Origin of the sequence: Rhizobium sp. 11_C7_N12_5 (assembly GCF_051811145.1) — a bacterium.
GTDB lineage: Bacteria > Pseudomonadota > Alphaproteobacteria > Rhizobiales > Rhizobiaceae > Rhizobium > Rhizobium lusitanum.
Window position 1 is genome coordinate 486,367 of record NZ_JBPWPY010000003.1, and the last position, 26,352, is coordinate 512,718.

Sequence of the window (26,352 nt, forward strand, 5' to 3'; positions counted from 1 at the left end):
GCATGGTTGCCCTCAAATCTTTCCGCCATTCCGGACCGTCCTTTGCTGATCTCGTTCCCTATGCCGGGCTGGTCGACAACGGCGTCATTCTCCTGAAGGACGGCTCGCTCATGGCCGGCTGGTATTTTGCCGGCCCCGACAGCGAAAGTTCGACCGACGCCGAGCGTAACGAGGTGTCGCGGCAAATCAATGCCATCCTGTCGCGGCTTGGTTCCGGCTGGATGATCCAGGTCGAGGCCGTGCGCGTGCCGACCGGTGATTACCCTGATGAGGCTGAATCGCACTTCCCCGATCCAGTCACCCGCGCCATCGATGACGAGCGACGCATGCACTTCCAGAAGGAAAGGGGGCATTTCGAGAGCCGCCATGCTTTGATCCTGACCTGGCGGCCGCCGGAGCCGCGGCGCTCCGGCCTGACGCGGTATGTCTATTCGGATGCGGCGAGCCGTTCCGCGACCTATGCCGACACGATGTTGCAAAGCTTCCTGACCTCGATCCGTGAGGTCGAGCAATACCTTGCCAATGTCGTCTCGATCCGTCGGATGATGACGCGGGAAACCTCAGATCGCGGTGGGTTCCGTGTCGCCCGATACGATGAGCTCTTCCAGTTCATCCGTTTTTGTATCACTGGTGAGAACCATCCGGTGCGCCTGCCTGATATCCCCATGTATCTCGACTGGCTGGTGACGGCCGAACTGCAGCACGGACTGACGCCACTGGTCGAGAACCGGTTTCTCGGCGTGGTGGCGATCGATGGCCTGCCGGCAGAGAGCTGGCCGGGAATACTCAACAGTCTTGACCTGATGCCGCTCACGTATCGCTGGTCGTCCCGCTTCATCTTCCTTGACGCCGAGGAGGCGAGGGCCAAGCTCGAGCGCACGCGCAAGAAGTGGCAGCAGAAAGTTAGACCCTTCTTCGACCAATTGTTTCAGACGCAGTCGCGGTCGCTCGACCAGGACGCCATGCTGATGGTTGCAGAGACCGAGGATGCGATCGCCGAGGCTTCATCGCAACTCGCGGCCTACGGCTATTACACCCCGGTCATTGTTCTCTTCGATGAAGACCAGCCAAGCCTACAGGAGAAGTGTGAGGCTGTTCGCCGCCTGATCCAGGCAGAAGGTTTTGGCGCACGGATCGAGACGATCAACGCGACCGATGCGTTTCTCGGCAGCCTACCGGGCGTGTCCTATGCCAACATCCGTGAACCATTGATCAACACGCGCAATCTCGCCGACCTCATCCCGCTCAATTCGGTCTGGTCGGGAAGCCCGACCGCACCTTGCCCATTCCACCCAGCTGGATCGCCTCCGTTGATGCAGGTCGCCAGTGGGTCATCACCCTTCCGGCTGAACCTGCATGTCGACGATGTCGGCCACACGCTGATCTTCGGCCCGACCGGCTCCGGCAAATCAACGCTGCTCTCATTGATCGCAGCGCAGTTCCGACGCTACGCCGGTGCGCAGATCTTCGCTTTCGACAAAGGGGGCTCGATGCTGCCGCTGACACTCGGGTTGGACGGCGACCACTACCAGATCGGCGGCGACAGTCCGTCGCCCAATGGCAAGGCGAGGGCGCTCTCTTTCTGCCCGCTGGCGGAACTCTCGACCGACGGCGACCGTGCTTTCGCCTCCGAGTGGATCGAGATGCTGGTGGCGCTGCAGGGTGTGACGATCACACCGGACTACCGCAACGCTATCTCCCGACAGATCGGGCTGATGGAGGAGTCGCGCGGTCGCTCACTCTCCGACTTTGTCTCCGGCGTACAGATGCGCGAGATCAAGGACGCCCTGCATCACTACACCGTCGATGGTCCGATGGGGCAGCTTCTTGATGCCGAGGAGGACGGTCTGGCGCTCGGCGCCTTCCAGTGCTTCGAGATCGAGGAATTGATGAACATGGGCGAGCGCAATCTCGTGCCTGTGCTGACCTATCTCTTCCGACGCATCGAAAAACGCCTGACCGGTGCACCCAGCCTGATCATCCTCGATGAGGCCTGGCTCATGCTCGGCCATCCGGTGTTCCGGGACAAGATCCGAGAATGGCTGAAGGTCCTGCGCAAGGCCAATTGCGCCGTGGTGCTCGCCACCCAGTCGATCTCGGACGCGGAACGCTCCGGCATCATCGATGTGCTGAAGGAATCCTGCCCAACCAAAATTTGTCTCCCGAACGGGGCCGCCCGCGAACCGGGCACGCGCGAGTTCTACGAGCGCATCGGCTTCAACGAGCGGCAGATTGAGATCGTCGCGACCGCGATCCCGAAGCGCGACTATTACGTCGTCTCGCCCGAGGGGCGCCGTCTGTTCGACATGGCGCTCGGCCCCGTCGCGCTCTCCATTGTGGGAGCGTCCGGAAAGGAAGACCTCAAGCGCATCCGCGCCCTGCATCTTGAACATGGGGCCTCCTGGCCTCTCCATTGGCTCCAGCAACGGGGGATCGCCCATGCCAATACGCTCTTCCCAAATGAATAGGATATGGCACGCCGCGCTCGGCGTGGCCCTCACGCTCTCGGCCCCTTTCCCGCTTCCAGCTGAGGCCGGCGGCGTGACGGGACAGGCAACCGAATGGACACAGCTCGCCAACAATACCGAACTGATCTCGCTCGTCGGCAAGTCCGCTGAGCAGGTGAACAACCAGATCACCCAGATCTCGCAGTTGGCCGAGCAGATCCAGAACCAGCTCAACATCTACAAGAACATGCTGCAGAACACCGCGCAGCTTCCAAACCACATCTGGGGCCAGGTCGAAAGCGATCTGAAAAACCTCCAGAACGTCGTCAACCAGGGACAGGGCGTCGCCTTCTCCATGGGCAATGTCGACGATGTCCTCAAGCAGCGCTTCCAGAGCTTTGCCGACATGAAGAGCAACCTGCCGGACGGCGCGAGCTTCTCGACGACCTATCAGAGCTGGTCCGACACCAATCGCGACACCATCGCCGGCACGCTCAAGGCCGCAAATCTGACGGCCGAGCAATTTTCCAGTGAGGAGAGCACGATGTCGCAGCTCAGATCGATGTCGGAATCGGCCGATGGCCAGATGAAGGCCCTTCAGGTCGGGCACGAAATTGCCGCACAGCAGGTCGCCCAGATGCAGAAGCTGCGGGGTCTCGTCTCCCAGCAGATGACGATGATGGGCACGTGGTTCCAGTCAGAACAGGCACAGAAAGATCTGGCACAAGCGCGGCGCGAACAATTCTTCAGCGGAACGGAGCGCGATATCAGAGGCGGCCAGACCATGGAGCCCCGCTGGTGAGCACGCGTCTGATCGTCATTATCGCCCTTGTAGCGATCGTTTGCGCGGGGGGTGCGAGTGTCATCACCTGGATCGTGTTTCGGCCGGAGCCCGTTTCCGGATCTGACGCGATCGCGACAGGCTCTCCCTCCGATGAAGACCGGCGCCGACATCGTGAAGAGCTCTTCGGTGGAGACGCGAGCCGAGACATTCGCGAAGGGCAGGAGATGAAACCGCGATGGTAGCCGTTCCCTCTTCCCGCACGCTCGAACGGATGTTCGTACCAATCGCGCTCGTCCTGCTGGTGACCACGCCGGCTCTGGCACAACAGGGTCAGGTTCTCACCACACTCGAAAATTCCGTCGTGACCGCCGCCAAGGGCTGGGAGACGACGGTGATGAATGCCGCCCGCTCGTTGTTCTGGATACTCGCCGGCATCGAGGTCGGCATCGCTACCGTATGGCTGGCGATCAACGCCGCTTCGCTCGACAGTTGGTTCGCTGAACTCGTCAAACGCATCATGTTCATCGGCCTGTTCGCCTTCATCCTCGACAGGGGGCCGGAGTTCGCCAAGGCCGTGGTCGACAGTCTCTACCAGATCGGTGCCGGTGGCGGCTCGGCATCTCCCGCCAACATCTTTGATGCCGGCATCCGGGTCGCGACCAAGATGTCGGAACAGGCGAAGTTCGGGCTCTTCGAGGATAACTCCCTGGCGATCGCTGCCGTTTTCGCCATGGTCGTGGTCGTCGTGTCGTTCTCGCTGGTAGCAGCGATCTTCGTGGCGGTCATGGTCGAGATGTATGTCGGCCTGCTCGCTGGCATGATCATGCTCGGGCTGGGCGGTTCTTCTTATACCAAGGACTTTGCAATCAAATATCTGGTCTATGCCTTCTCCGTCGGCATGAAGCTGATGGCGCTGGTGATGATCGCCAAGATCGGCTCGGACATCCTGCTCGGTCTGGCGGAGGCGCCAACCGCGACCTCCGAGCAGTTCATCACGACGCTGGCGATCGCCGGCATCTCGGTCGTTGTCTTCGTCATCGCAATGTATGTGCCGCCCATCCTGCAGGGCGTGGTCCAGGGCGCATCGGTCGGCGGCGGCATGGAAGCCATTCGTCATGGCGGGCAGGCGGCGTCAGCGGCACTCGGCGCCGGGTTCCTGACGATCGGTGCGGCCAACAGAGGCTTCGGGGCCGCGAGTGCCGCAAGGGCAGGGGGCGCGTCTCTGGCCAGTGCGGCGCTGCGCGGCATGCAGGCCGGGATTGGCGGAGCGGCCGGCGCAGTCGGCTCGGCAGCAAAGGAAAAGGCGATTGGCTCGCCCGGCGCCTATGCCGGGTCGATGCTCGGCCTTGCCAACGCCAAGCTCGATCAGCCATCTGGCCGGCCGGGCACACCGCCTCCGCCACCGCCGATCAACGACGTCAAGTGACAGAAGGCTGACAGAATGGCCGGACAGAATGTTCCAGATAATCCCTACATCGCCGCGCGCAACGAATGGAACGAGCGTTATGGCACGTATGTCAAAGCGGCAGCCGCGTGGCGCGTCGTCGGCATTGCCGGAATGACCATGGCGGTCGTCGGTTTTGGTTACGCGCTCTACCAGAGCACTCAAGTCAAGCTGATCCCTTATATCGTCGAAGTCGACAAGCTCGGCACCGCGGTTAATGCGGGCCTTCCACAGCAGATCGAATATGCCGATCCACGGGTGGTGCGCGCGACACTCGGCAGCTTCGTGTCGAACTTCCGATCCGTCACGCCGGATGCGGTCGTGCAGAAGCAGTATATCGACCGGACCTATGGGCTGCTCCGCACCTCCGATCCCGCGACCGAGAAGGTCAATGCCTGGTTTCGTTCGAACTCGCCCTTCGAGAAGGCGAAGACCGCAACGGTGGCGATCGAGGTCAACAACATCGTCGCTCTATCGAACCAGAGCTACCAGATCGACTGGACAGAGTTCGAGCGGGATCGCCGCGGCAAGGAGACCGCCACGCGCCGCTTCCGCGGCATTGCCACCGTGACACTGACGCCGCCTCAGGACGAGGGCGTCATCCGCTTCAATCCCATCGGTCTCTATCTCCGGGACTTCGACTGGACCGCGCAGCTTTGAAAGGCATGGCTCCCAACATGAACATAAGACATTCCAGAATATGGGCCACCCTGGCTGCGAGCGCAGCCGTGCCGATGATTTTCCCGATGATAGCACTCCCTACCTCCCACGCACGTGCCGCCGATGGCGTCACGGCGAACGAGGCGAAGGGGATGGGCATCTCGACACAGTGGCGCGGAAGCCGCGGCCTTGTCACGAAAGGCGCGGATGGAAAGGTGGTCTTCCTCTATGGCGAAGTGCAGCCGTCCGTCGTCTGCTCGCCGTTGCAGGTCTGCGACATCGAGCTTCAGGGTGGCGAGGTCGTTCGCGATGTGCTTGTCGGCGACACGGTACGCTGGAAGGTGGAGCCGGCTACCTCGGGTGCGGCCGGTGGGCAGGCGATCCACCTGATCGTCAAGCCGTCGGAACCAGGTTTGATCACGTCGATGGTCGTGACGACGTCGCGGCGGACCTATCACATCCAGCTGAAATCGAATCCCACGCAGTACATGGCGCGCGTCGGTTTCGAATATCCGGAGGACGTCTCGGCAAAGCTTGCCGACGTCAACGCGCGGCTGGAAGCCAGCACGATACCCGGCGCTGGGGTTCCCGCCGAGCAATTGAGCTTTGCCTATTCCGTCTCGGGCAGTGCCGGCTGGCGGCCGACGCGGGTCTACTCGGATGGGCAGAAAACCTACATCCAGTTTCCGCGATCGATTTCCGGTCAGGATGCACCTGTTCTCTTCGTTGTCTCCGGCGGCCAGAACCGCATCGTCAACTATCGCATGAAGAGCAACATGATGGTGGTCGATTACAATATTGATCGTGCTGTCCTTGTCTCGGGCGTCGGCTGGAAACAGCAGAAGGTGACGATCACGAGGGGAGGGCGGTGATGCTGAACCTCTTTCGCTACAGCCCGAACCGCCTCCGCCGCTTCCGCTGCCCTGCCGCGGCGTGCGTCGTAGCCATCCTCCTTTCCGGATGTCAGTCAATGGATGGTGGCGCTCTCGTCAACAGCGCAGCACCGCCTGAGGTTTCCGGACCAGCCGCGGGCGCGATCGCCGGCGATATGGTCAGCCGGCTTGCCGAACAGATCGGACAGGGAAAGGCGACCGTTGCGCTCAAACAAGATGGTTCTGCGTTCGGACAGGCGCTTGAAGCGGCATTGAAGGGATGGGGTTATGCGGTTGTAACCGATCAGAAGACGGATAGCGGCGCGCCCATCATTTCGCTCGCCTATATGATCATGCCCTATGACGGCCAGGTGCTCGCACGGCTCTCGACCAGCACGGTCGAACTGGGTCGGGCGTACACAGTGACGACATCGGGCGCCACGCCCGCCAGCGCGCTGTCGCTCATGCGGCGCGGATGAGGGAGATCATCATGGTGCAGTCTCTCAAGCTCGGCGGCGCCGCGAATGGTCAGGCTACATCGGGCATCAAGCGGGTGAACCGCGTGCCGGTCATGGTCGTGATCGTGCTGTTCGTTGCCTTTCTTGGCATCATCTTCTTTGGGCTTGCCTCGCGCGGGCTTTACTTCGGCAAGAATAGCGGCCCCGACACCAGTTCGGGCAGTCCGGCTTCGACCTATGCCGACCAGATCAAGCGAGGTGTCACCGACGGCATCATTGGCGAGCCACAGCAGCAGACGACGTTCCAGCCGGCGCCGGTCGAGACGAAACAGGCCGAAGAGAAGGCGGCCAATCCCTTTACGCCGCAGCCAGGGCAACGCGAAGTGCAGCAGCGCGATCAGGAGCTCGAAGCGGAAGGCGTTTGGCGTGCCCGCCTTCAGCGCGAACAACAAGAACAGGTTCTGCGGGAGCAGCAGCGCCAGCGCATGGCTCGCTTGCAGGCGAACAATGCGGCCTATGACGCGCCGCTTGCCATCGACCGCGGCAAGTTGGAAGGGCGCGCTGAAACGAACGATGCGACCGCGGGCAAGGCAGAAAGGGCCGCAACGACATCGACAAAACCGAGCGGCGCGTCCGATCTCTACGCGGCCGCGTTGCGCGCAGGGCTCGGCGATCAAAACGTCGATCCCAATGGACAAAGCTCGAAGGAAGACTTCTTCAACGCCGACCTGAAAGAACTTGGCTACCTGCCGAACCGTGTCGTGTCTCAACAATCGCCCTTAGAGCTGAAGCGAGGTTCGGTCATTCCGGCGACACTGATCACCGGGATCAACTCCGATCTTCCCGGCCGGATCACGGCACAGGTGAGCCAGAATGTCTACGACAGCGCCACAGGATATCGGTTGTTAATTCCGCAAGGTACGAAGCTCTTCGGTCGGTATGACAGCAAGGTGTCCTTCGGACAGAAACGTGTTCTCGTTGTCTGGACAGACATCATCTTCCCGAATGGCTCGACTTTGCAGATCGGCGGGATGTCGGGTACCGATGCGGAAGGCTATGGCGGTTTCAACGACAAAGTGAACAACCATTATCTGAAAACCTTTGGCTCGGCCGCGCTGATCGCGCTGGTCGGGACGGGTATAGACATGGCCGTGCCGCAGAGCTCGACGCTCGCGACCCAGGACACTGCCTCCGACGCTACGCGGCGGAATTTCGCCGAGACGTTCGGCCGGGTAGCAGACCGGACCATACAACGGAACATGGATGTTCAACCGACCCTCGAAATTCGCCCGGGCTACAAGTTCAATGTCCTTGTGGATCAGGACATTATTTTTCCGGTCGCATACAGAGGCTGACCGCGGGTAGCAGCCGAAACAATTCTCGTAGGAGACGCAGGTTCGAGTTGGTTCAAGCGCAAATGAGAATTTGCATCTGGAAGAATTGATATATTCAGAGAGGTTGGGAGGCTTTCGTCAAGCCTACCTTCGCCGCGAGCTGGGCTTCCACGAAATCCGCGAGCATGCGGGCCTTCATGCTTGTGCGTCTTCCCGTCGGGAAAACAGCCCAAAGATCGAGGGTTGGAAGCTGCCAGTCGGTGAGAGCGGGTCGTACTGCACCACTCTTCAACTCCGGCGCAAACATCCATTCCGAACTGACGGTTAGGCCCAACCCAGCAAGGACAGCCTCTCTAACACCTTCCCCGGCCGTGACCCGAACGCGGCTGCCAACCGTGACGGCTATCTCTGTACTTCCCTGTCGAAACTTCCAGAGGACGCCAAGATTGGGTTGCGTCAGGGATGTGGCCTGATGGCGCGTGAGATCTTTCGGTTCCTGAGGTTCGCCCCACCGTTCAAAGTAGGCCGGAGTCCCCATGGCAAGGCGCTGACACTCGCCGATCTTTCGGGCAGTCAGCGTGGAATCTCTCATGGACCCCATTCGTATCGCGACGTCGATTCCTTCCTCGACCAAATCGACACTGCGATCATCCATGATGATCTCGATTTCCAGTGCAGGATGGTGTTCGAGAAATTCAGGAAGGATCGGAATCACATGCAATCGACCAAAGGTGACGGCGACGCACACGCGGAGGCGGCCGGTCAGGGCTGCGCCGGCGCCGCGGGCCGCAAGGTCTGCTTCATCGGCTTCCTCGATCGCACGGCGTGCCCGGTCGTAGAAATTCTGGCCCGCCTCGGTCGGTGTCAGCCCTTTGTTGGAGCGAAGAACCAGCTTGACCCCAAGTCGATCTTCCAGCTGGGCAATGGTTTTGGAAATTGCGGGCTGCCCGATGTGGAGCTGGCGCGCCGCAGCCGAGAAAGAGCCCGTATCGATCACCCGGACAAACGCTTCCATTGCCGTCAATCGATCCGTGGCCATTCTCCTAGGGAATGATCACTATCACCGCGGACGGCCTACCGCAACGTGGAGGGAATGGCTCTTCTCTGGATCGTTATGCCGGATGGCAACCCCCAAATGTATCGAGAAGAAGATCATGATCGAAGTTTACGCATTCGCCACACCCAATAGCGTTCGAGTGCCAATCGCACTCGAAGAGCTTGGTTTGGAATATATCCTAAATCCCGTCAACGTCCGAAAGGGTGAACAACGAAGCGACAATTTCCTGGCGATTAATCCGAACGCGAAAGTGCCTGTGCTCATCGATTCGGACGGCCCTAACGGCGAACGTATCGTTCTGACTGAGTCGGCGGCGATCTTGATCTACCTCGCGGAGAAAACGGACCGCCTGCTGCCCAGGGCCGGCGTCAACCGCTTCCGAGTGTTTGAACAGCTATTCTTTCACACGACCTGTGTCGGTCCGGCCTTTGGTCAGGCGGGCTTCTTTCAGCGGCAAGCGCCTGAACAAGTCCCCTTCGCGATCGAGCGTTTCCGCAATGAAGCAATGCGCGTACTGAAAGTGTTGGACGGCATTCTGGCCAGATCGGCTTTCGTCGCTGGCGATGACTACACGATCGCCGATATTACGCATTTCGGCTGGCTGTGGCGGCGCGAGTTCGCCATGATCGAACTGGCCGATTTCTCGAACATCCAACAATGTATGAGGAAATATCGGTCCGCCCGGCCGTTGTTGCAGCAATCGAGAAGGTGAATACCCTCATTTCAAAGGAATGACGACGAGCAGAACAGGAGGGAAACGTGCCGGACTACCAGCGCATTTTTTTTCGTCTGTAAGCCAAATAAGCGCGCTTTGCCCGCCGCTAGCGCGGCGGGCAGGAGTTTGTTTGGGTCCGGATCAGGCGTTCCAACCGCCATCGACGGTGAGGTTTTCGCCGTTGGTGAAGGCGGCATCCGGATGGGCCAGATAGGCGACGGCGGCGGCAATTTCGGTTGCTTTGCCGAAACGACCAACGCTGGTGAGTTTAACCATGGTATCGTAAGCCGGATCGCCCGGGTTCGGGCTAAGCTCGGTGTCGATTGGGCCAGGCTGGACACCATTAACGGTGATACCCAGCGGGCCGAGTTCGCGTGACAAGCCCCGGGTAAAGCCGTGCAACGCAAACTTTGTCGCGATATAAAGCGTGACGCCAGGCAGCGGCGCGGCTTCACCGAAGGCCGATGCCACGTTAATGATGCGACCCCAACCGGTTTTTGCCATGCGCTTTCCAGCATCCTTGGCAAGTGCGATCGGAGCGCGGATGTTGACGTTAAAGTGGTTGTCGTACGACTGGTCAGAGGACTCCAAGAATGGGCCGTATTCGACAGTGCCTGCGTTGTTAACGAGGATGTCGAGACGACCAGAAAACTTTCCGCCAAAAGCCTGGTCGATGGACGCGATCAAACTCTGGGTGCCTTCGATCGTGCTGAGGTTTGCGCCAACGGCTTCAGCCTCGCCGCCAGCCTCACGGATTTCCTTCACGACGTCCTCGGCTCGGCCGGCATTGTTGGCATAGTGGACGATGACCGATGCGCCATCGGCAGCGAGACGCGCCGCAACGGCAGCTCCAATACCGCGCGAGGAACCGGTGACGAGGGCAAGCTTGTTTGCAAGAGGTTTAGACATGGGATGATGTTTCCTGAATGATATTTATCGTTTGGAGTCAGTGAAAGGTGGCGGGAATCAAGCAGCTTTTGCAGCGAGCTTGGCCACTCGGCGCCCGCCATGAAAGCGTCGATCGTCGTGGGGATGGTGAGCTTAGGTCACGCGAGAACTCCGTGAGTTAACTGGTCACGGAGTTAAAAATGATGCTGTGGATCGCGTGCCTGTAGGTCGGTCGTACGACTACAGATTATTCCGAAGAGGAATGGCGGCCGGGAAGACTGACGCCTGGGGATACGACTTCATCATATATCGTGTCAGTATATGACGTTTTCCGGCGACCCTGTCCTGCAGGATGGACCATGCGATCCGACGGCAATGGCAAGTGTGCCGACTGCGCGTTCTGCGAGATTGGCGTTATTCGTTGTCAGGTGGACTACACTCAAGCACCGCCTGATCCCTCTTCAGTCCTGCGATTCGCTCGGGTGTGCAGCGAAGATAATGGCGGCCATAAGACCTGGAAACTTTGTCTCAAGATCGTCCAGACGAAGTGAAATCAGTCTCTGCGTCCCTTCGACCCTCGTCGACGTAATCCCGGCTTCGCGCAATCGACCGTAATGATAAGTCAGATTGGTCTTTGAACCTAAATCCAAGAAAGCCGAACAATTCTCTTCGCCCAACGCAGCAAGTCGCAGCACGATATCGCGTCGTGTCGGGTCGCTCATTGCGTCCAGCACTGCCGAAAGGTCGATCTGCTCGATGGTGGGGTGATAGATTTCCTTGGCCATGCCTCATATTAAAGACCTTCGCCATCTAATTCAATAGTTGTTGGACTACTTGACAGCGAGCCGTCACCAGGCGCATATGTTCAATAGTCCTTGAACATTGGAATAATCTTGTCATGTACCGCAATTTGATATGGTTGGCGCTTGGAGCATTCGCGATCGGCACCGAAGGCTTTATGATCTCGGGTATTCTTCCAGGGATGGCGCTCGATCTGGGCGTGTCGATTGCCGCGGCCGGGCAATTGGTTACGATTTTCGCATTTGCCTATGCGGTCGGATCGCCACTGATTGCGGTTGCGACCGCCAACGTTCCGCGAAAAGCGCTTCTGATCGGCGCTATGACGGTGTTTACTTTGTCCAACTTGGCGGCCGCACTTGCTCCCGGTTATACTGCGCTTGCCATTGCTCGCGTCCTGCTTGCGGTTTCCGCGGGAACATTCATGCCAGCCTCGGCCGGTTACGCGTCTATGACGATCGCGCCGGATCGGCGGGGCCGCGCGCTATCCTTTATCTATAGCGGCATGACCATTGCGCTTGTGCTGGGAGTCCCCATGGGGACCTTGATCGCGGCTCGGTTCGACTGGCGTGCGACGTTCATCGGCGTGGCCGCTCTTGGGGCGGTCGCTTTGGTCGGCACCATCGCCAGGTTGCCGCGCTCGCCCAGCCCTCCGGCCATCAGCCTCAGCCGGAGACTGGCCGTCGCCCGGCGGCCCGAAGTTCTGTCGGTGCTGCTGTTGACGGTCCTCGTCCTGATCGGTGCGTTTACGGTCAACACCTATTTCGGCGCCTACCTTGAAACCGTGTTCAGGATATCGCCGCAGGGCGTGGCGTTCACGCTTTTTGTCATCGGAGTCGCAGCAGCGATCGGCAATAACATTGGCGGACATGTTGCCGACCGTTGGGACAAGCGTCAATTTCTAATCTTGGCGACAGGGATGATGGTCTTATCGTTTGCGACGCTATCCTTGCTTGCCGCCTTCGCTCCTGCAGTTTGGGCATTCTCGGGCGTCGTGGGCGCTATCACGATCTGGGCGCTTTTCGGTTGGTCGCTGCCGGCGGTGCAACAGGTCAGACTTCTAGTGATCGATCCCCACCTGGCGCCGGTGACGTTGTCGCTGCACTCCTCGGCCGTTTATTTAGGAGCGGCAATCGGCGCGGTAATGGGGGCGGCGACGGTCCAATGGACCTCGTTGGCGATGATTGGCATGGTGGGTGCAATCTTTGAACTGTTTGCTCTCGGGTTTCTTCTGCTCGGGGACGCTCGGAGCACGTGACCGTGTCAACATAACAGGCGATTTCGCATGCGCCCGGCGATGGCCGAAACGCTGAAGATCGCCAGTTGCCAGAAGATTGCTTATGATTCCAGAAGTCGAAAACGGGTTTGACGATGAATTCGTAAACCAAGGTCACTCTCGATCTACCAGAAACCCTTCGGCCATTAGCCGGAACGCCTCGATAGCCTTGGGCAAGACGATCTGCGGCTCGTCGCTGGCGGCAACCCATAGGGCGGCATTGAAAGCCGCGCCGCTTAAAAGACGTGACGCGGCCTCGATATCGACTGGCTTCATCACACCTCCGGCGATCAAATCGGCGACCGCCTGCTTTGTGATGTTCAAGCAGGCATTCTGGCTGGGCCACCTTGAGGGGTCGCCCAGAAAGGCAGGCCCGTCCAACAATACGATTCGTCGGACTTCCGGGTCCAACGCCATCTCGATATATGCATCGCCTTCAGCCAGCAGCCTTTCCCACGGGGTTGCTGCTGCTGCCGCCATCTCTTGCGCGCGCACGGCCATCTCGCCATCGACTTGGGCAACGACAGCAGCCAGCAGTCCTTTCTTGTCGCCAAAGCCATGGTAGAGGGCGCCACGGGTAAGGCCAACTTGTGCAGTGAGTTCGTCCATCGATGCTTCAGCAAAACCCAAGGCTGCAAACGCTTTTCGCGCCGCGCCGATCAACTTGGCGCGGTTTTCCTTCGTTGTCTCGGTGCGACGTTTAACCGCCAGAATAACCTCCCATTTCGCATACGTTTCGTATATCAACTTGACGCTCAGTTCAATCTGTGCTTTCACATACGTAGCGTATGTTGCTATGCCGGCTGAGCTGGAATGTCCAGCAAAGCTTGTGGGATGCGCTCGCCTCTACATGAAAGGACGATGCTATGGCCCAGAGCGAAACAGTGTTTCCCACCAACCCGGATGCCCTATACGAAAAGTACAGATATTCTCCCGCAGTCCGATCGGGCGACCTATTGTTCGTGTCGGGTCAGGTCGGCAGCCGCCCCGATGGTTCGCCCGAACCCGATTTCGAAGCTCAGGTTCGCCGAGCCTTCGCCAATCTGGAAGCCACCCTCGCGGCAGCAGGATGCACATTAGCCGACATAGTTGACCTGACGACGTTTCATACGGATCCGGAAAAGCAAATGAGCGTGGTCATACCGGTGAGAGACGAAAAGTTCCCGCAAGCCCCGTATCCGAACTGGACCTCTATTGGAGTCAGCCGACTTGCGGGCTTCGACTTCGAAATCAAGGTGATCGCACGCATTCCGTGTCAGGCATCAGCGTCAGTGAGCCGCCGCAACCCTTCGACGATGTGGAACATGGCCTCGCACGGGTTCTCGCATATCAGCATCGCGGAACCAGGCCGCCTCGCTTTCCTATCCGGCCAGGTCGCAGCGACACTTGCCAGTGACCAAGTACCCGACGACCTCGCTGGCCAAGCGAGGCTTGCGACTGCCAACCTCGCCGCCGCCCTCAAGGACCTGGACGCGACCGCGCAAGACATTGTCATGTTGCGCGTTTATGTTGTGAATGCGACCAGCGAAGCGTTCGGGCAGGCCGTCACTCCACTACGTGAACTGGTCGGCGACGAGATGCCCAGCATCACGACGATTGGCGTCCAGGCACTCTACAGGCCGGAAATCAAGGTCGAGATTGAAATGGTCGTGCGCGTCCCTTGAACAGAGAAACACCGGTCGCGGCCATCGAGCTTCTGCGCGTGTCGGCAGCTTGCAGCTGCGATCGTCGGCGACCGTTGCCGGTTTCCCGCTCCGGGTGTGGGGTTGGTCGAACAAGTCGAGCCGCAGCCTCGCCGAAAGTGGCTTGCTCCAGCCTTCACAATTCGGCATCAATGGCCTGGCGCCGCATTCCCTCCCCGTGGCAAGAGCACCAAGTCGGCCGCTTCCTCTGCGTCTTTGAGCAGCTCCCTGCGCGACGTGCCCATCTGCGCACGCATCGTCAGGCCGCGGCCAAGGTCAAGAACCTGGGACGCACGCGCGGCTACCGGAAAGTCAGACCGGACTTCTCCCGCATTGATCGCGTCGCAGAAACGGCGCTCCACCAGCGCCGCGGCGGCGGCTACGGCGTCCTGCACGAACTGCCGGACCTCGGTATCGTTCACGAGCGGCGCAACACAAATGAGAAGACACCCCGGGGCAGATCCTTCCTCCGTTGCAGTTTCAACGGCGTTCCTCAGGAAGCCGGCGATCGAGTCGCGAAGAACCGGCGGCGAGAAGAGCGCCTTTGCGGCGCCAGCGCCCTTTGTCTCTGCGTACGCCCGCAGGGCGCGCAAGAATAACGTCCGCTTGTCCCCGAAGATCGAATATAGACTTGGCCGTCCCACCCCCATGCCTTCGACAAGATCGTCGATCGTTACTCCGTCGTAGCCTTTCGACCGGAACACCTTAGTCGCCTTTTCCAGCGCCCCCCTCTCATCGAAGCTACGTGGACGTCCGCGGGGCTTCACCGCATTCTGAAACATTTAGTTCAAAACTCCTTGACCACAGTCTTCATACCAACATAATATAACTAAAACGTTCAAAAATGACAAGGGAGTGCCTATCCCGCGGGGCTCCTTCGACTTTTCCCTTTACCACGGAGCCATCCATGCAACATTCGATCGCTCTCGTCACCGGCGCCACCTCCGGGCTCGGTTATGCGGCGGCCCGTGCTCTCGCCGAAGAGGGCTGGGGCGAGATCATCCTCACCGGACGCAGTCTGGCTCGGGCCCAGGAAACGGCCACTCGGCTCGCGGCTGAGACCAAATCACAGATCTTCACGCCGCTGGAGCTGGATCTGGACACACCGTCCAGCGTTCAGTCCGCGCTCGCCCAGATCGTCAAGCGAGGTCGGCTGGTCAATTTCCTACTGCTCAATGCAGGTTGGATCGGCGGTAGGAAGCGCATGCTCACTGCGACGGGCGTCGAGACGACCCAGGCCCCTCTCATCGGCCACCATCAACTGACGGCCGGGTTGCTCCATGCCAAACTGCTGAGCTCCGACGCGCGGATCATTATTGCCGGCTCGGAAGCCGCCCGTGGGGACATCCCCATGTTCGGCTACACCGACGTGGCGGCTCTTGCGGCCAAACACCATCAGGGTGACCGAACCGCCGCGGTGAAGGCCTTGCTGTGCAGCGGACCGAACGTGAAGTACGAGCCCAACCGAGCGCACTCCGACGCGAAGCTCATCGTCGCCTGGTGGGCCGCGGTGCTGGCGCGCCGGCTCCCCCCGGGCATGGCCGTATACGCTGTCTCGCCTGGTAGCACGCCCGACACCATGGGGCTGCGAAACGCCGGCCTCGCTTTGAAGTGGCTGATGGTTCCGCTGATGAAGCTCATACCCGGCATGTCTCAGACGCCGGAGATTGCGGTTCGTCGCTATCTCCAGGCATTGGCGTTCGGAGCCGACGTCTCGGGGCAATTCTTTGCCTCCGCGCCCAAGAAGGTCACTGGCCCAATGGAGGCGATGCGCCAGCCACACTTTCACGATCGCGAAAACCAGGACGCCGCTTGGCAGGCTATCGGTGAGGTCTCAGGTGTCGTTTGGTCTGACCCTGCATCCTTGGGTGTGGTTTTCTGAAGGAAACCGGTCCTGGCAAACAGGGTGCAGTGATGAGCATCCGCATGCTATTTTGAAATTATATAGTTCAAAAATAGCTTGACCGCATCCACCGCACAAAATATCGTACTAAATAGTTCGAAAATATCAAATCTCACCAGGAGAATCCGTATGAATCGGCTCAACGGAAAAACAGCACTTATCACAGGCGGAACCACCGGCTTGGGCTTGGCGACTGCCAAATTATTCATCGAAGAAGGTGCGCGTGTGATCGTGACCGGTCGCAATCCGGAAACAATCAAGACGGCCCAGGCCGAACTTGGCGATTACGCTATCGTTGTTCCCAGCGACGCGACCTCTCTCCCCGATATGGATGCCTTAGCGGAGAAGGTTAAGGAGACGTTCGGCAAGCTTGATGTGCTGTTCGTCAACGCGGGATACGGTCATTTCATGCCATTTGAGGCGGTGACTGAGGCAGTTTACGACGAGATGCTCAATCTGAACGCCAAAGGACCGTATTTCATCGTCCAGAAGCTGGCGCCGCTCATGCCGACAGGCAGTTCGGTGGTATTTACGACTTCGATCGCAAACGTAAAGGCAGTGCCAACCTTGAGCGCCTATGGCGCCGCCAAGGCAGCGCTTCGCGCAATGACCCGGAGTATTGCTGCAGAGTTGTTGCCCCGTGGAATACGTGTGAATGCGGTGACCCCCGGTCCAATTGGATCCACGGACATCCTCCAAAAGGTAGGAATGCCGAAGGAAGCGGCAGATCAGGTCTACCTTCAGATGGCGGAAAGCGCGCCGATGAAGCGTCTCGGCCGGCCGGAAGAAATTGCCAAGGCAGTGGCATTCCTGGCGATTGATGCGACCTTTACGACGGGAGCAGAACTTCCAGTCGACGGAGGATGGTCGCAACTTTGAGCGGCCTTAGCGTCCAGGATCAGTTCGCAATCAGTAAAACGACCCGGACCTCGTAAGGCCGGACCTAGCGAGGAGACCGCATATGGATCGATATTCAGGTAAAAACGTTGTAGTCATCGGCGGCACGAGCGGCATAGGGCTCGCGACTGCGAAGATGCTCGTCGATGGGGGCGCCCACGTTCTGGTGACGGGTCGCTCGCAAGCCGGCTTGGAATCGGCGCAGAAAGAGCTGGGGAAGGGTGGTGTCGCGGTTTCGAGCGATGCCCGGTCGCTGACGGACATCGACGCTCTCGCCTCTCGGGTGAAGGCCGAATTCGACACCTTCGATCTGCTTTTCGTCAACGCCGGGTTCGGCCTCTTCGCGCCCATCGAGAGCACAACGGAGGCCATGTACGACGAGGTGTTCGCGGTGAACGTGAAGGGGCCGTTCTTCGCTATGAAGAAGCTCGCGCCGCTAATGAACCAGGGCGGCGCTGTCGTCTTCACGACCGCGGTCTCCAACGTCAAGGGAATGCCGATGCTCGCCGCAGCGGGAGCGACCAAGGCTGCGCTGCGATCCCTTGCTCGGGGATTCGCCGCTGAACTTCTTCCTCGGGGGATTCGCGTCAACGCGGTGTCGCCCGGACCCACCGATACGCCGAGCTGGGGCAAAGCGTTTCCCGATAAAGGCATGGCCGCCCAACTCACCGGGCAGATGAGCGAAGCCAATCCGATGAAGCGCTTGGGGACATCGGAAGAAGTCGCCAAGGCCGTTCTTTTCCTCGGGTTCGACGCGACTTTCACGACCGGCGCCGAATTACCGGTGGACGGGGGTCTGACGCAACTCTGACGCCCCGTGCCGCCATATGAGTAGACTCGCGTGTGGGCGAACCTTAGCGCAAATACGAACCCGTAGGCCGTTCAGTGGCGATTCAAGGACAGATCATGAAAGCGGTGCGGATATACGAGTATGGCGGTCCTGAAACTCTCAAGTATGAACTCGATGCACCTGATCCAACGATGGGCCCGGAGATGGTGCTGATCGAGCTCGTTGGCACAAGTGTCAATCCAATCGATTGGAAGGTTAGGTCAGGCGTCCGTCAGAAGGACTTTCCGCTGAATCTGCCGGCTATCCTTGGTAAGGACGTAAGCGGTGTGGTGCGAGCGGTCGGTAGCGAGGTCCATAATTTCAAGCCGCCGACCGGGTGATCGCCATGGCCGATGCCACCTACGCTCAGTATGTGGCGATGCCAGCTGCGCTGGTTACCCATCTTCCCGATGGCATTGATCCGATTGAAGCTGCAGCCATCCCGTGCGTCTCGCTTACCGGCGATTAACTCGTCCGCCTTTCAACGCACGCAGCAGCAGGTCAGACAATTCTGATCAGCGGTGCCCTCGGTAGCGTGGGCCGCGCGGCTGTGCACACAGCGAAGAAGCTTGGCGCGAAGTGATCGCGGGCGTTCGGTCACGTCAGCTTGCTGAAGTTGAAAGCTTGGGCGTCTTCCAAGCCGTCGCCTTGGGCGATGAGACTGCGATCGCTGGGTTTGATGCACTGGACGGAGCCGCCGACACAATCGGCGGCGAGATCGCTGCGAAGCTTATTGGAAAGGTTCGCGCCGGCGGCCGGTTTGCTTACGCGTCCATATTGTCCGATGATGCCTCAGCCAGAAATCCGACGGTTAAGACAAGCCGGGTCTTTGTACGCCCAGATCCAACCAAGATTCGCGAATTTGCAGATGACATTCGCGACGGGAAATTCATTTTGCCGACTAGCCAACGCTTACCTCTTCGCGAGGCGGCGGCTGCACAGGAACTAATGCAAAAGGGCAGAGCTGGAAAGATTGTCCTGCTTCCCTGATACCGATTGGACTGCCGGCCAGCGCGCCTTTTCGCCGGGTGGCCGCCATGATGAGCGGCACCACGCGGTCGGCAATCTGCGGAGCAAGTGGCGCGACGGGCACGTCTTTTCGCAAAGCAGCCCGCTGGGAAGCGAACGACCAGAACGAAATTGAAAAGCCTAGGAATTGTGAGACCCTAACGATGAAGCTGAGTGACGTGCCCTTCGCCGAGAAGAAATTTATGACCGTCAATGGGCAACGAGTGGCGTATATCGACGAGGGAGAAGGCGACGCTATCGTCTTTTCGCACGATAATCCGACTTCGTCCTATATCTGGCGCAACATCATGCCGGCCTCCAGAGGGCTAGGTCGGCTGATCGCGTGCGATCTGGTCGGTCAGGGAGACCCGGATAACCTTCCGAATTCAGGTCCCGGGGAATACGACTATTTCGAACAGCGCAGCTTCATGCACGCGCTTTGGGATCAGCTTGATCTCGGTGACAACGTGATTTTCGTTGTCCACGACTGGGGTTCGGCGCTCGCCTTCAACTATGCAAGCAAGCATGCCGATCGGGTGCAGGGCGTCGCCTACATGGAATCGATCGTGACGCCGTTCGAGTGGCGTGGCTTCAGCGAACTCTTGCGCCCCGCGTTCGAGGCGATGCGTTCGCCCGCCGGCGACGCGATGGTCATGCAGGAGAATTTCTTCGCTGAGCAGGTCCTCTTCGCAAGCGTTGCTCGCCCCCTCTCCGATGCCGTTAAAGCCGAACATCGCAGACCCTTCATGAACCCGGGGGAGGATCGTCGGCCGACCTTGAGCTGGCCGCGTCAGATCCCCATCGCGGGTGAACCCGCTGATGTGGTCGATGCGGTCAAGAGCTATTCGCAATGGTTGGCGACCAGCCCTGTGCCCAAGCTTTATTTCCATGCGACTCCGGGTGTCGTAGATAGCAGTCCGAACCAGGTCGCCTTCTGCCGGACCTTCTCCAATCAGGAAGAAATCCGGGTGGAAGGCGCCCATTATATTCCTGAGGAGTCTCCGGAGGTCGTCGCTCCGGGCGTAGCCGCATTTGTCCGCGGACTGCGCGGCATCGCCTAAACTTGGCCCGATCTGGAGGCTCAGCAAAGTCCGCTATCTGCTTATTGATGCGGCACGATTTAAATTTGATCGTCGACTTCGCGAAGTGATCCAACCGCAAAATCGAACATAAATCGTACCGGATCAATAGCTGCCCATAATCCGCCAACCCGGCCCACTGATTCGAAACAACCAGGAGGACGTTATGAGAGATTTCCCGTATCACTGCGCCTTAATCATCGGTGCTGGACCGGGCATCAGCGCTTCACTCGCGCGGCGCTTGCGTAAGATCGGTTTGCAGGTCGGTCTAGCCGCTCGCGATGTCGAAAAGCTCAAACCACTCGCGGAGGAGACTGCCGCCGCCGTCTTCGCCGTCGATGCCTCCCAGCCGGAGCAAATGGCGAAGCTATTCCTCGACATGGAACGCCAGGTCGCGGAACCCGATGTTGTGATTTACAACGCAAGCTCGCGCGTTCCGGGGCCGCTCTCGAGCGTCGATCCTACCGCAGTCGAGAAAGCAATTGCTATTACCACGTTCGGCGCGTTCTTGGCTGCCCAGCAGGCCGCCAAGCGAATGGAGCCAAAAGGGCATGGGGCGATCTTATTCACCGGCGCGAGTGCAGGCATGAAGGGTTTCGCCCAATCGGCGGCTTTCGCAATGGGCAAGTTCGGTCTGCGCGGGCTCGCTCAGAGTGCGGCAAGAGAGCTCGGTCCCAAGGGCATACATGTCGCGCACTTCAACATCGACGGAGGCGTCCGCTCAAAGACCCGACCGGACCCGGGCGGCGAGCCTGACAGCACGCTAGATCCCGACGCAATCGCCCAGACCTATATGGACGTCCTTGCGCAGCCGAGAAACGCCTGGTCGCACGAAATCGACCTTCGGCCGTGGACAGAGCGATTCTAGGCAAAGCTGAGTGAGGGCCCCGGTGACTGTTGGACTTCAGAACATGAACCGGGCAAATGCCGTTTGGCAATTTCGAAGTTTGCGGCAAGCCGCCGAGAAATTGAATTTGCAGCAACCAGCACCGAGCCGCCGCATGCGAGATCTTTAGCTGGAGGTCGATGCCACTCTCCTCGAACGCACGAACGGCGGCGCCTTGCCTCGGCCGACAAAGGCTGCCTCGCCTTAAACAGCTCACTTCCGAGTACCGCCGGTGATCCACTGCGGGAATGGATGGCTGAACTGCGCGTGCAGACGTGGAAGCGGTTTTGCAATCGATTCGCCGAAGCTGACGTTAACGAGAAGCTTCCGGCCGGGATGGACGCGGGTTCCCTCGCTCGCTTGGTCCTGGTGATTGCGCGGGGCATGGCCGTCGAAGCCCAATCCGGGGCCAGCCGCAAAGACTTGCGCCGAATGATCGCCCTCGCGCTGCCGGTGTGACCTGACGCAGAACATTCGAACGGCTAGTTCGCATCCGCTGCCCTGGAGGGCCATCGGCGGTCACCATCAAGCTCAAAAGGCGGCTTACGTTACTCGCCGACCCAAGTACCCAGATAGTGTTGCCTGCAAAATGGACCGCTGGTGGTTACCTTGTATCGCAGCGTTTGGCGCCCCGCTTTGCAACTTCGACCTGAGCGCGCTGGAAGCCCATTCAGATATCGAGTCGCTCGGTGCGAACCTGACGCAGTTCAACGGCGAGGATATCTGAATCCTGCCATGCCCGCTCGTTATGTCATAGCGCGGGTCGGCACGATCGCTTGCGCCGAGGTAAACGCCGACTATACATGGCGCCCCGAGCCTTCGGCGATCTTCCCCGTTCTAGAGCAACTAGCGCACCAGAAGGTCAGCCCGATTTTGTCCGCAGAGCCGGTTGGCGTTCCTCATCCCGTTAAGAACTGCATATGGCGAAAGCAGCCGCCGGCTTCCCGCGCCCTCTTAAATGAACGACTGGTCACTCCCGGCAATGTGATCGCTCTCGAAATTGCACATCGGCCACCGAGCGTTTAGCAAACTGAAGGAACAATCCTGGAGAGGACACCCATGGCTTCGCGTATATTCGCTGCTCTTATTTTCTTTGCCGCCGTCACGTCGGGTGTGTTCGCAGCTCCGGTGTGTGGAGGCGAGGTCGTTTGTTCGGTTCGAACAGGAGACTACCGGATCGAGCTGCCCAAGGATGGCGACCTTCGCGGCGTCTATGTCTTTTTTCATGGGTTCAAAAGCTCTGCCGAGTTACAGATGCGACAGCGGCCGCTGGTTGACGTGACGCTTGCCCATCATCTTGCGTATGTCGCAGTTGACGGTATCGACGGCAGCTGGTCCTTTCCAAACAGTGCCCGCTCGGGGCGCGATGAGAAGGCCTTCATCGCCGACGTCTTCCAAGACCTGAATAGTCGCTACGGCTTTAGTTCCGATAAGACGGTGATCGGCGGTTTTTCCATCGGAGCGTCGATGGCGTGGTACACCGCTTGCCAGCAAGGCGACAAGGCAAAAGCGATGGTGACGTTTTCGGGCGTGTTCTGGGATCCGCTGCCCAAACCAGCTGATTGCGTCACGGCCATTCCGCCCATTGTGCATTTTCATGGGACCGCGGACCGGACCTTTCCGCTTGCCGGACGCGCCATCGGTACGCAGTTTCATCAGGGCAATGCTTTTGAGAGCATAGCGATCATGCGGACGCGCGCCAAATGCGATGTCACGAATGCAAGGAAAGTCACTCTGGACGGCATTCAATGTCAAGATGTTCCCAGCTGCATTCGGGGCGAGAGCGTCATGTGCATTCACAATGGCGGCCATGAGGCTCGCGCCGACATGCTCGACGCCGGACTGACCGCTGTCGGTTTTCCTCGCTGATCTCCTCCCGAAGAATTTTGCACGTCCTTGTAACAAGCGCGCCGCGCTTTGCGAACTCATGGATAGCAAGGTGTTTTGCCTTGGTTTGCCTGGACCGACCAGTTCGGTCCAACCGTTACAAAGGAACGTCGTCATGCAGCATTCTGTCGTCTGTCCGAGCATCGGGCATTCAATCGTTCATCACTTCGGGGAAGGTGCTGCGGTCTGGGGTCAGGCGATCACCCCAAGCATCGCTCACCTGGTCCAGGTTCACCGCGAACTCGCGATCGACTATTCGCAGATTCGGCCGGGAATTGTTTTTGACACAGTGCCGAGCATCGCGATGCTTCCACATGTCATTGATACATCGACCTTCCGGCTTCATGCGGATGCTGCGGTCTTTCGCCATACGGCCGGCCGTTCCGGCACCGCGATGGAGGCCGTGCTTCGTTGCGATGCAGGTGGCGAATGCTCTCTGAAGCTTTGGGGTCGCGTGGTGGCAGAAGACGGTGTTCAGCAGCCGGATCAACTGTCCCCTACTGGTGGAGGCTCGACTCTCCCGGTGCTCTTTACCGTTGCGTTTTGGGAGATCTCGCGCGCAACCGACGCTCGAATGCAAAGCATGATCACGGAATCGGCGGAGAAAGATCGCAAGATCCGCGAGTTGGAGGCGACAATCGCGCTCGCAATGTGCTCGCAGTAAGCGGATAGCAGCCGGCACACGAAGTCGTGAACGCTGGAGGATGTAACAACCGTTCGCAACTGCCCGAACAGGGTATGTCAGTCTCAACCAGAGGAAAGACCATGACCCTAACATTACGGCATTTCCTGCCATTGGCAGCGGCGACGGCACTCGCAATATCGACAGCTTCGGTCGCGCTGGCCGATGAAATATATGCGACCAACGGCGTCGCCATAAACGGCTACGACGCCGTCGCCTACTTCACTGACCACAAGCCGGTCAAAGGCTCCGACAAATTTACCACCAACTACAAGGGTACAACGTTCTACTTTGCCTCTGCAGCGCATCGCGACGCCTTCGCGGGCAATCCCGAGCATTATGCACCGCAGTTTGGCGGTTATTGCGCATATGGGACGGCAGAGGGGCACAAGGCCCCGACCGAGCCGCAGGCTTTTACCGTCGTCGATGACAAGCTTTACCTCAACTACAACGACCATGTCATGCAGACGTGGAGGACGGATATTGGCGGCTATATCAAAAAGGCAAACGCCAACTGGGATACGGTGAAAGAACAGCCTGCTCCGTGACGGTCCGTCATCATGGTGAACTGCCTGCTCGCCGACATGCGGGCAGGCAGCGTCCTGATCAATCGACCGGAGGCAACCATCCGAGCCATGATTTTTGAACCCCATTTTCCTCAAGGTCACCCCAGCCGCGATCGCGATTGTCAGAGATCGGTCGTGACGGAGCTTAACGATCTGGTTGACTGGACAGCGACGGCCGGCTGGAGCCGCCGTGGGGTAATCGCGGCACTCGCCGACTTGCTGGATACCGAAACCGTTGATGCGAGCGACTTGCTGCAGATGATGGCGGCCAATCTCGGTCAGCCGGACGCAAAGCGCGCCAAGATGGCAATTGGACGGGGCGGCCTTAAACCTTACGCGGGGAAATCATGCGGTTGATCGCAATAGTATTTCTTTTCCTATTTGCCGCCGGCAACGCGATCGGCGCGGGCGTACCGCTTGCGATGAACGATGCCTTTCGGCTGACGTTGGACAAAATGCCGGGCGGGGCGATTCATCTGCACTGGGCAATGCCGCCGGGATATTATCTCTATCGGCAATATATCTCGGCAAAGGCCGCGGACGGTTCAGCAATCCCCCTTGCTATGGCAGCCGGAGTGGAGAAAGTTGACGAGAATTTCGGCAAGTTGGAAGTCTACTTCGAAAAAGCCGATGCTGAGCTCGACCCTGTTGGCGGGTCCTTCACGTTGAGCTATCAGGGGTGCCAGGAACACGGACTGTGTTATCCGCCTGCGCGACGCACGATCGACACGGCAACACTCGCGGTTTCGGAACAGCCGATCTTTTCGCCGCCAACCGGCAAGCAATCCGAATGGTCCGAACCAGCAGCTGGCCACGACGATCAGACAGTCAGTGGGACTGCTGCGGATGCAAGCAGACAACAGACAAATGGCGGCAACATCGTCGATCACTTCCTTGCCCGCGGCGGCGTTCCGCTCTTGCTTGCGGCGTTTCTCGGTTTTGGGATTCTGCTGGCTTTCACGCCATGCGTTTTCCCGCTCTATCCGATTGTAGCCGCGATGTTGTCGCGTCAAGGAGAACGACTTGATGCTCGGCGCGGTTTTCTGCTGTCGATAAGTTATGCCGTGGCGCTCGCTGGGGCTTTTGCCATCTTTGGTGGGGTCGCGGCGTGGACGGGGGGAAATCTGCAGATAGCCCTGCAATCGCCGTTCACGGTCGCAGTGGTGGCGTTGATATTTGTGTCACTCGCGCTTTCAATGTTTGGCCTTTTCGAACTGCAGCTACCTTCAGCTTTGACAACCAAATTCGGGCGTCATGGGGAAACAGCGAGCGGGTCTGTCGGATCGGCAGCAGCGCTCGGTTTTTCGTCAGCCTTCATCATTGGTCCCTGTGTTACGGCCCCGCTTGCCGGCGCGCTTCTTTACGTCGCGCGCACCGGCGACACGGCTCTTGGCGCAGCCTTGTTGTTTGCGCTCGGTCTCGGCAAGGGCATTCCCCTGGTCGTCTTTGGCACGATCGGCGCTCATGCGCTACCGCGCGCCGGGGCATGGATGAATTCGGTCAAGTATGTCTTCGGTTTCGTCTTTCTCGCCTCTGGCATCTGGATGGTGGAGCCCCTGCTGGCGGAATGGATGTCGATGCCACTTTGGGCCGTATGGGCGATGGCTGTGGCCATCTTTCTCGGTGCCTTCGATGTGACAAAGGCGCGCGCGACGCCGGCACGCATGGGCCTACAGGCTCTTGGCTTGCTCTCGGCGGTCTATGCTGTTTTGCTCATCGTCGGACTTGCTTCAGGTGCGACCGATCCATTGCGGCCACTTGGAGGTATTGGCGGTGGCCGAGTGGTCGCGCAGGGTGATCCGGCAAAAATGATGTTGTCCATCGGCTCGAAGGCAGAATTTGCCAGCCAACTCGAATCTGCCGGTGCAACGGGCCAGCCGAGCCTTGTTTATTTCACGGCTGATTGGTGTGTGAGCTGCCGCTTGATCGACCGGAATGTCTTTTCCAGGCCGGAAATTGCCCAGGCGTTGAGCCCCTTGAGGACGCTCAAGGTTGATCTGACCCATATCGACCCCGCTCAGCGCGCGCTAATGCGTGAGCTCGACGTCGTCGGGCCGCCGACAATGATCTTCTTCCGAGGCGACCGGCAAGAAGCAGCGAATGGTCGACTGGTCGGTGAGTTCGGGGCATCCGATGTGCTCCAAGCAGTTTCAGAAGCCAGAGATGGCAGTTGAACGACGGCGATTAACTTTCGAGGACA

General features: G+C 59.3%; 29 protein-coding genes and 2 pseudogenes. 26 read left to right on the forward strand and 5 right to left on the reverse strand.

Features of this window, described 5'->3' with window-relative positions:
* The first annotated feature begins 2 nt into the window (after positions 1-2).
* The 8 genes from AB8B29_RS31620 to trbI are packed head-to-tail and all read left to right on the forward strand — an operon-like array spanning position 3 to position 8,020.
* A complete protein-coding gene (locus tag AB8B29_RS31620; RefSeq protein WP_092576664.1) occupies positions 3-2,468 on the forward strand; it encodes a conjugal transfer protein TrbE in 2,466 nt (821 codons plus the stop codon).
* On the forward strand, positions 2,440-3,249 hold the full coding sequence (gene trbJ, locus AB8B29_RS31625; RefSeq protein WP_037198359.1) for a P-type conjugative transfer protein TrbJ: 810 nt from the start codon (positions 2,440-2,442) through the stop codon (positions 3,247-3,249). The genes AB8B29_RS31620 and trbJ overlap by 29 nt, the downstream gene beginning before the upstream one ends.
* On the forward strand, positions 3,246-3,473 hold the full coding sequence (gene trbK / locus AB8B29_RS31630; protein WP_037198361.1) for an entry exclusion protein TrbK: 228 nt from the start codon (positions 3,246-3,248) through the stop codon (positions 3,471-3,473). The genes trbJ and trbK overlap by 4 nt, the downstream gene beginning before the upstream one ends.
* Positions 3,467-4,657: a P-type conjugative transfer protein TrbL gene (gene trbL / locus AB8B29_RS31635; protein ID WP_092576667.1), complete on the forward strand. Its 1,191-nt coding sequence runs from the start codon at positions 3,467-3,469 to the stop codon at positions 4,655-4,657. The genes trbK and trbL overlap by 7 nt, the downstream gene beginning before the upstream one ends.
* 15 nt (positions 4,658-4,672) lie before the next feature.
* Entirely contained in the window at positions 4,673-5,335 is a 663-nt protein-coding gene (locus tag AB8B29_RS31640; protein ID WP_092576670.1) for a conjugal transfer protein TrbF, read from the forward strand.
* Positions 5,336-5,352: 17 nt separating this feature from the next.
* A complete protein-coding gene (gene trbG / locus AB8B29_RS31645) occupies positions 5,353-6,207 on the forward strand; it encodes a P-type conjugative transfer protein TrbG (RefSeq protein WP_037198460.1) in 855 nt (284 codons plus the stop codon).
* Positions 6,207-6,686: a conjugal transfer protein TrbH gene (gene trbH, locus AB8B29_RS31650; protein ID WP_037198365.1), complete on the forward strand. Its 480-nt coding sequence runs from the start codon at positions 6,207-6,209 to the stop codon at positions 6,684-6,686. Before trbG ends, trbH begins: the two co-directional genes overlap by 1 nt.
* Before the next feature lie 11 nt (positions 6,687-6,697).
* A complete protein-coding gene (gene trbI / locus AB8B29_RS31655; protein ID WP_037198367.1) occupies positions 6,698-8,020 on the forward strand; it encodes an IncP-type conjugal transfer protein TrbI in 1,323 nt (440 codons plus the stop codon).
* A 94-nt stretch (positions 8,021-8,114) separates the two neighbouring features.
* On the opposite strand, the gene AB8B29_RS31660 is transcribed toward trbI, so the two are convergent.
* On the reverse strand, positions 8,115-9,038 hold the full coding sequence (locus AB8B29_RS31660) for a LysR family transcriptional regulator (protein WP_037198369.1): 924 nt from the start codon (positions 9,036-9,038) through the stop codon (positions 8,115-8,117).
* 115 nt (positions 9,039-9,153) lie between these two features.
* Here AB8B29_RS31660 and AB8B29_RS31665 point away from each other — a divergent pair, with 115 nt between their 5' ends.
* A complete protein-coding gene (locus tag AB8B29_RS31665; protein ID WP_141694147.1) occupies positions 9,154-9,768 on the forward strand; it encodes a glutathione S-transferase family protein in 615 nt (204 codons plus the stop codon).
* A 144-nt stretch (positions 9,769-9,912) separates the two neighbouring features.
* Here the strand turns inward: AB8B29_RS31665 and AB8B29_RS31670 are convergent, their stop codons facing one another.
* Positions 9,913-10,680 carry an SDR family NAD(P)-dependent oxidoreductase gene (locus AB8B29_RS31670; protein ID WP_037198371.1) on the reverse strand — a complete coding sequence of 256 codons (768 nt, stop codon included), beginning with the start codon at positions 10,678-10,680 and terminating at the stop codon, positions 9,913-9,915.
* 440 nt (positions 10,681-11,120) lie between these two features.
* Positions 11,121-11,444, reverse strand: a complete 324-nt coding sequence (locus tag AB8B29_RS31675) for an ArsR/SmtB family transcription factor (RefSeq protein WP_037198372.1) — start codon at positions 11,442-11,444, stop codon at positions 11,121-11,123.
* A 113-nt stretch (positions 11,445-11,557) separates the two neighbouring features.
* Here AB8B29_RS31675 and AB8B29_RS31680 point away from each other — a divergent pair, with 113 nt between their 5' ends.
* A complete protein-coding gene (locus AB8B29_RS31680; RefSeq protein WP_439006987.1) occupies positions 11,558-12,715 on the forward strand; it encodes an MFS transporter in 1,158 nt (385 codons plus the stop codon).
* 132 nt (positions 12,716-12,847) lie between these two features.
* Here AB8B29_RS31680 and AB8B29_RS31685 read toward each other — a convergent pair whose 3' ends face one another.
* Positions 12,848-13,444: a TetR/AcrR family transcriptional regulator gene (locus tag AB8B29_RS31685; protein ID WP_037198461.1), complete on the reverse strand. Its 597-nt coding sequence runs from the start codon at positions 13,442-13,444 to the stop codon at positions 12,848-12,850.
* 155 nt (positions 13,445-13,599) lie between these two features.
* On the opposite strand from AB8B29_RS31685, the pseudogene AB8B29_RS31690 reads away from it, so the two are divergent.
* Positions 13,600-13,986: pseudogene (locus tag AB8B29_RS31690) on the forward strand (RidA family protein); the annotation flags it as partial.
* A gap of 66 nt (positions 13,987-14,052) precedes the next feature.
* A pseudogene (locus AB8B29_RS31695) lies at positions 14,053-14,397 on the forward strand (RidA family protein); the annotation flags it as partial.
* 167 nt (positions 14,398-14,564) lie between these two features.
* Here the strand turns inward: AB8B29_RS31695 and AB8B29_RS31700 are convergent.
* Positions 14,565-15,197, reverse strand: coding sequence for a TetR/AcrR family transcriptional regulator (locus AB8B29_RS31700; protein WP_037198375.1), 633 nt, complete (start codon positions 15,195-15,197; stop codon positions 14,565-14,567).
* A gap of 125 nt (positions 15,198-15,322) precedes the next feature.
* Between AB8B29_RS31700 and AB8B29_RS31705 the strand changes: the two genes are divergently transcribed.
* The 14 genes from AB8B29_RS31705 to dsbD all read left to right on the forward strand — a co-directional run bounded on the left by AB8B29_RS31705 (position 15,323) and on the right by dsbD (position 26,326).
* On the forward strand, positions 15,323-16,297 hold the full coding sequence (locus AB8B29_RS31705; protein WP_037198377.1) for an SDR family NAD(P)-dependent oxidoreductase: 975 nt from the start codon (positions 15,323-15,325) through the stop codon (positions 16,295-16,297).
* Between the two features lie 150 nt (positions 16,298-16,447).
* Positions 16,448-17,197: an SDR family oxidoreductase gene (locus tag AB8B29_RS31710; RefSeq protein WP_037198378.1), complete on the forward strand. Its 750-nt coding sequence runs from the start codon at positions 16,448-16,450 to the stop codon at positions 17,195-17,197.
* An 82-nt stretch (positions 17,198-17,279) separates the two neighbouring features.
* On the forward strand, positions 17,280-18,026 hold the full coding sequence (locus AB8B29_RS31715; RefSeq protein WP_037198380.1) for an SDR family oxidoreductase: 747 nt from the start codon (positions 17,280-17,282) through the stop codon (positions 18,024-18,026).
* Positions 18,027-18,121: 95 nt separating this feature from the next.
* Positions 18,122-18,385: an alcohol dehydrogenase catalytic domain-containing protein gene (locus tag AB8B29_RS31720; protein WP_197072808.1), complete on the forward strand. Its 264-nt coding sequence runs from the start codon at positions 18,122-18,124 to the stop codon at positions 18,383-18,385.
* A gap of 5 nt (positions 18,386-18,390) precedes the next feature.
* Entirely contained in the window at positions 18,391-18,513 is a 123-nt protein-coding gene (locus tag AB8B29_RS31725) for a hypothetical protein (protein ID WP_280951447.1), read from the forward strand.
* A gap of 110 nt (positions 18,514-18,623) precedes the next feature.
* On the forward strand, positions 18,624-19,034 hold the full coding sequence (locus AB8B29_RS31730) for a zinc-binding dehydrogenase (protein WP_197072810.1): 411 nt from the start codon (positions 18,624-18,626) through the stop codon (positions 19,032-19,034).
* A 182-nt stretch (positions 19,035-19,216) separates the two neighbouring features.
* A complete protein-coding gene (locus AB8B29_RS31735; RefSeq protein ID WP_037198381.1) occupies positions 19,217-20,113 on the forward strand; it encodes a haloalkane dehalogenase in 897 nt (298 codons plus the stop codon).
* A gap of 184 nt (positions 20,114-20,297) precedes the next feature.
* Positions 20,298-20,999, forward strand: coding sequence for an SDR family NAD(P)-dependent oxidoreductase (locus tag AB8B29_RS31740; RefSeq protein ID WP_037198382.1), 702 nt, complete (start codon positions 20,298-20,300; stop codon positions 20,997-20,999).
* Between the two features lie 270 nt (positions 21,000-21,269).
* The gene (locus tag AB8B29_RS31745; protein ID WP_051963838.1) at positions 21,270-21,476 is read left to right on the forward strand and encodes a hypothetical protein; all 207 of its coding nucleotides are present in this window, start codon (positions 21,270-21,272) and stop codon (positions 21,474-21,476) included.
* Positions 21,477-22,130: 654 nt separating this feature from the next.
* Positions 22,131-22,886 (forward strand): alpha/beta hydrolase family esterase, encoded by a 756-nt coding sequence (locus AB8B29_RS31750; RefSeq protein ID WP_245297618.1) that lies wholly within the window; start codon positions 22,131-22,133, stop codon positions 22,884-22,886.
* A gap of 58 nt (positions 22,887-22,944) precedes the next feature.
* Positions 22,945-23,568, forward strand: coding sequence for a hypothetical protein (locus AB8B29_RS31755; protein WP_245297619.1), 624 nt, complete (start codon positions 22,945-22,947; stop codon positions 23,566-23,568).
* A gap of 101 nt (positions 23,569-23,669) precedes the next feature.
* On the forward strand, positions 23,670-24,134 hold the full coding sequence (locus AB8B29_RS31760) for a YHS domain-containing (seleno)protein (RefSeq protein ID WP_037198387.1): 465 nt from the start codon (positions 23,670-23,672) through the stop codon (positions 24,132-24,134).
* Between the two features lie 153 nt (positions 24,135-24,287).
* Positions 24,288-24,509, forward strand: a complete 222-nt coding sequence (locus AB8B29_RS31765) for a hypothetical protein (protein ID WP_141694148.1) — start codon at positions 24,288-24,290, stop codon at positions 24,507-24,509.
* The gene (gene dsbD / locus AB8B29_RS31770; RefSeq protein WP_037198390.1) at positions 24,500-26,326 is read left to right on the forward strand and encodes a protein-disulfide reductase DsbD; all 1,827 of its coding nucleotides are present in this window, start codon (positions 24,500-24,502) and stop codon (positions 26,324-26,326) included. The genes AB8B29_RS31765 and dsbD overlap by 10 nt, the downstream gene beginning before the upstream one ends.
* The last annotated feature ends 26 nt before the right edge of the window (positions 26,327-26,352 follow it).

What these genes read in the sequence shown, in the direction of transcription:
- AB8B29_RS31740 (WP_037198382.1), top strand. Translation starts at nt 20,298, where the DNA reads ATGAGAGATTTCCCGTATCACTGCGCCTTAATCATCGGTGCTGGACCG.
- trbL (WP_092576667.1), top strand. Translation starts at nt 3,467, where the DNA reads ATGGTAGCCGTTCCCTCTTCCCGCACGCTCGAACGGATGTTCGTACCA.
- AB8B29_RS31720 (WP_197072808.1), top strand. Translation starts at nt 18,122, where the DNA reads ATGAAAGCGGTGCGGATATACGAGTATGGCGGTCCTGAAACTCTCAAG.
- AB8B29_RS31705 (WP_037198377.1), top strand. Translation starts at nt 15,323, where the DNA reads ATGCAACATTCGATCGCTCTCGTCACCGGCGCCACCTCCGGGCTCGGT.
- AB8B29_RS31745 (WP_051963838.1), top strand. Translation starts at nt 21,270, where the DNA reads ATGGCTGAACTGCGCGTGCAGACGTGGAAGCGGTTTTGCAATCGATTC.
- AB8B29_RS31670 (WP_037198371.1), bottom strand. Translation starts at nt 10,680, where the DNA reads ATGTCTAAACCTCTTGCAAACAAGCTTGCCCTCGTCACCGGTTCCTCG.
- AB8B29_RS31760 (WP_037198387.1), top strand. Translation starts at nt 23,670, where the DNA reads ATGACCCTAACATTACGGCATTTCCTGCCATTGGCAGCGGCGACGGCA.
- AB8B29_RS31675 (WP_037198372.1), bottom strand. Translation starts at nt 11,444, where the DNA reads ATGGCCAAGGAAATCTATCACCCCACCATCGAGCAGATCGACCTTTCG.
- trbJ (WP_037198359.1), top strand. Translation starts at nt 2,440, where the DNA reads ATGCCAATACGCTCTTCCCAAATGAATAGGATATGGCACGCCGCGCTC.
- AB8B29_RS31710 (WP_037198378.1), top strand. Translation starts at nt 16,448, where the DNA reads ATGAATCGGCTCAACGGAAAAACAGCACTTATCACAGGCGGAACCACC.
- AB8B29_RS31620 (WP_092576664.1), top strand. Translation starts at nt 3, where the DNA reads ATGGTTGCCCTCAAATCTTTCCGCCATTCCGGACCGTCCTTTGCTGAT.
- trbG (WP_037198460.1), top strand. Translation starts at nt 5,353, where the DNA reads ATGAACATAAGACATTCCAGAATATGGGCCACCCTGGCTGCGAGCGCA.
- AB8B29_RS31715 (WP_037198380.1), top strand. Translation starts at nt 17,280, where the DNA reads ATGGATCGATATTCAGGTAAAAACGTTGTAGTCATCGGCGGCACGAGC.
- trbH (WP_037198365.1), top strand. Translation starts at nt 6,207, where the DNA reads ATGCTGAACCTCTTTCGCTACAGCCCGAACCGCCTCCGCCGCTTCCGC.
- dsbD (WP_037198390.1), top strand. Translation starts at nt 24,500, where the DNA reads ATGCGGTTGATCGCAATAGTATTTCTTTTCCTATTTGCCGCCGGCAAC.
- AB8B29_RS31640 (WP_092576670.1), top strand. Translation starts at nt 4,673, where the DNA reads ATGGCCGGACAGAATGTTCCAGATAATCCCTACATCGCCGCGCGCAAC.
- AB8B29_RS31755 (WP_245297619.1), top strand. Translation starts at nt 22,945, where the DNA reads ATGGATAGCAAGGTGTTTTGCCTTGGTTTGCCTGGACCGACCAGTTCG.
- trbI (WP_037198367.1), top strand. Translation starts at nt 6,698, where the DNA reads ATGGTGCAGTCTCTCAAGCTCGGCGGCGCCGCGAATGGTCAGGCTACA.
- AB8B29_RS31665 (WP_141694147.1), top strand. Translation starts at nt 9,154, where the DNA reads ATGATCGAAGTTTACGCATTCGCCACACCCAATAGCGTTCGAGTGCCA.
- AB8B29_RS31735 (WP_037198381.1), top strand. Translation starts at nt 19,217, where the DNA reads ATGAAGCTGAGTGACGTGCCCTTCGCCGAGAAGAAATTTATGACCGTC.
- AB8B29_RS31725 (WP_280951447.1), top strand. Translation starts at nt 18,391, where the DNA reads ATGGCCGATGCCACCTACGCTCAGTATGTGGCGATGCCAGCTGCGCTG.
- AB8B29_RS31660 (WP_037198369.1), bottom strand. Translation starts at nt 9,038, where the DNA reads ATGGCCACGGATCGATTGACGGCAATGGAAGCGTTTGTCCGGGTGATC.
- AB8B29_RS31700 (WP_037198375.1), bottom strand. Translation starts at nt 15,197, where the DNA reads ATGTTTCAGAATGCGGTGAAGCCCCGCGGACGTCCACGTAGCTTCGAT.
- AB8B29_RS31680 (WP_439006987.1), top strand. Translation starts at nt 11,558, where the DNA reads ATGTACCGCAATTTGATATGGTTGGCGCTTGGAGCATTCGCGATCGGC.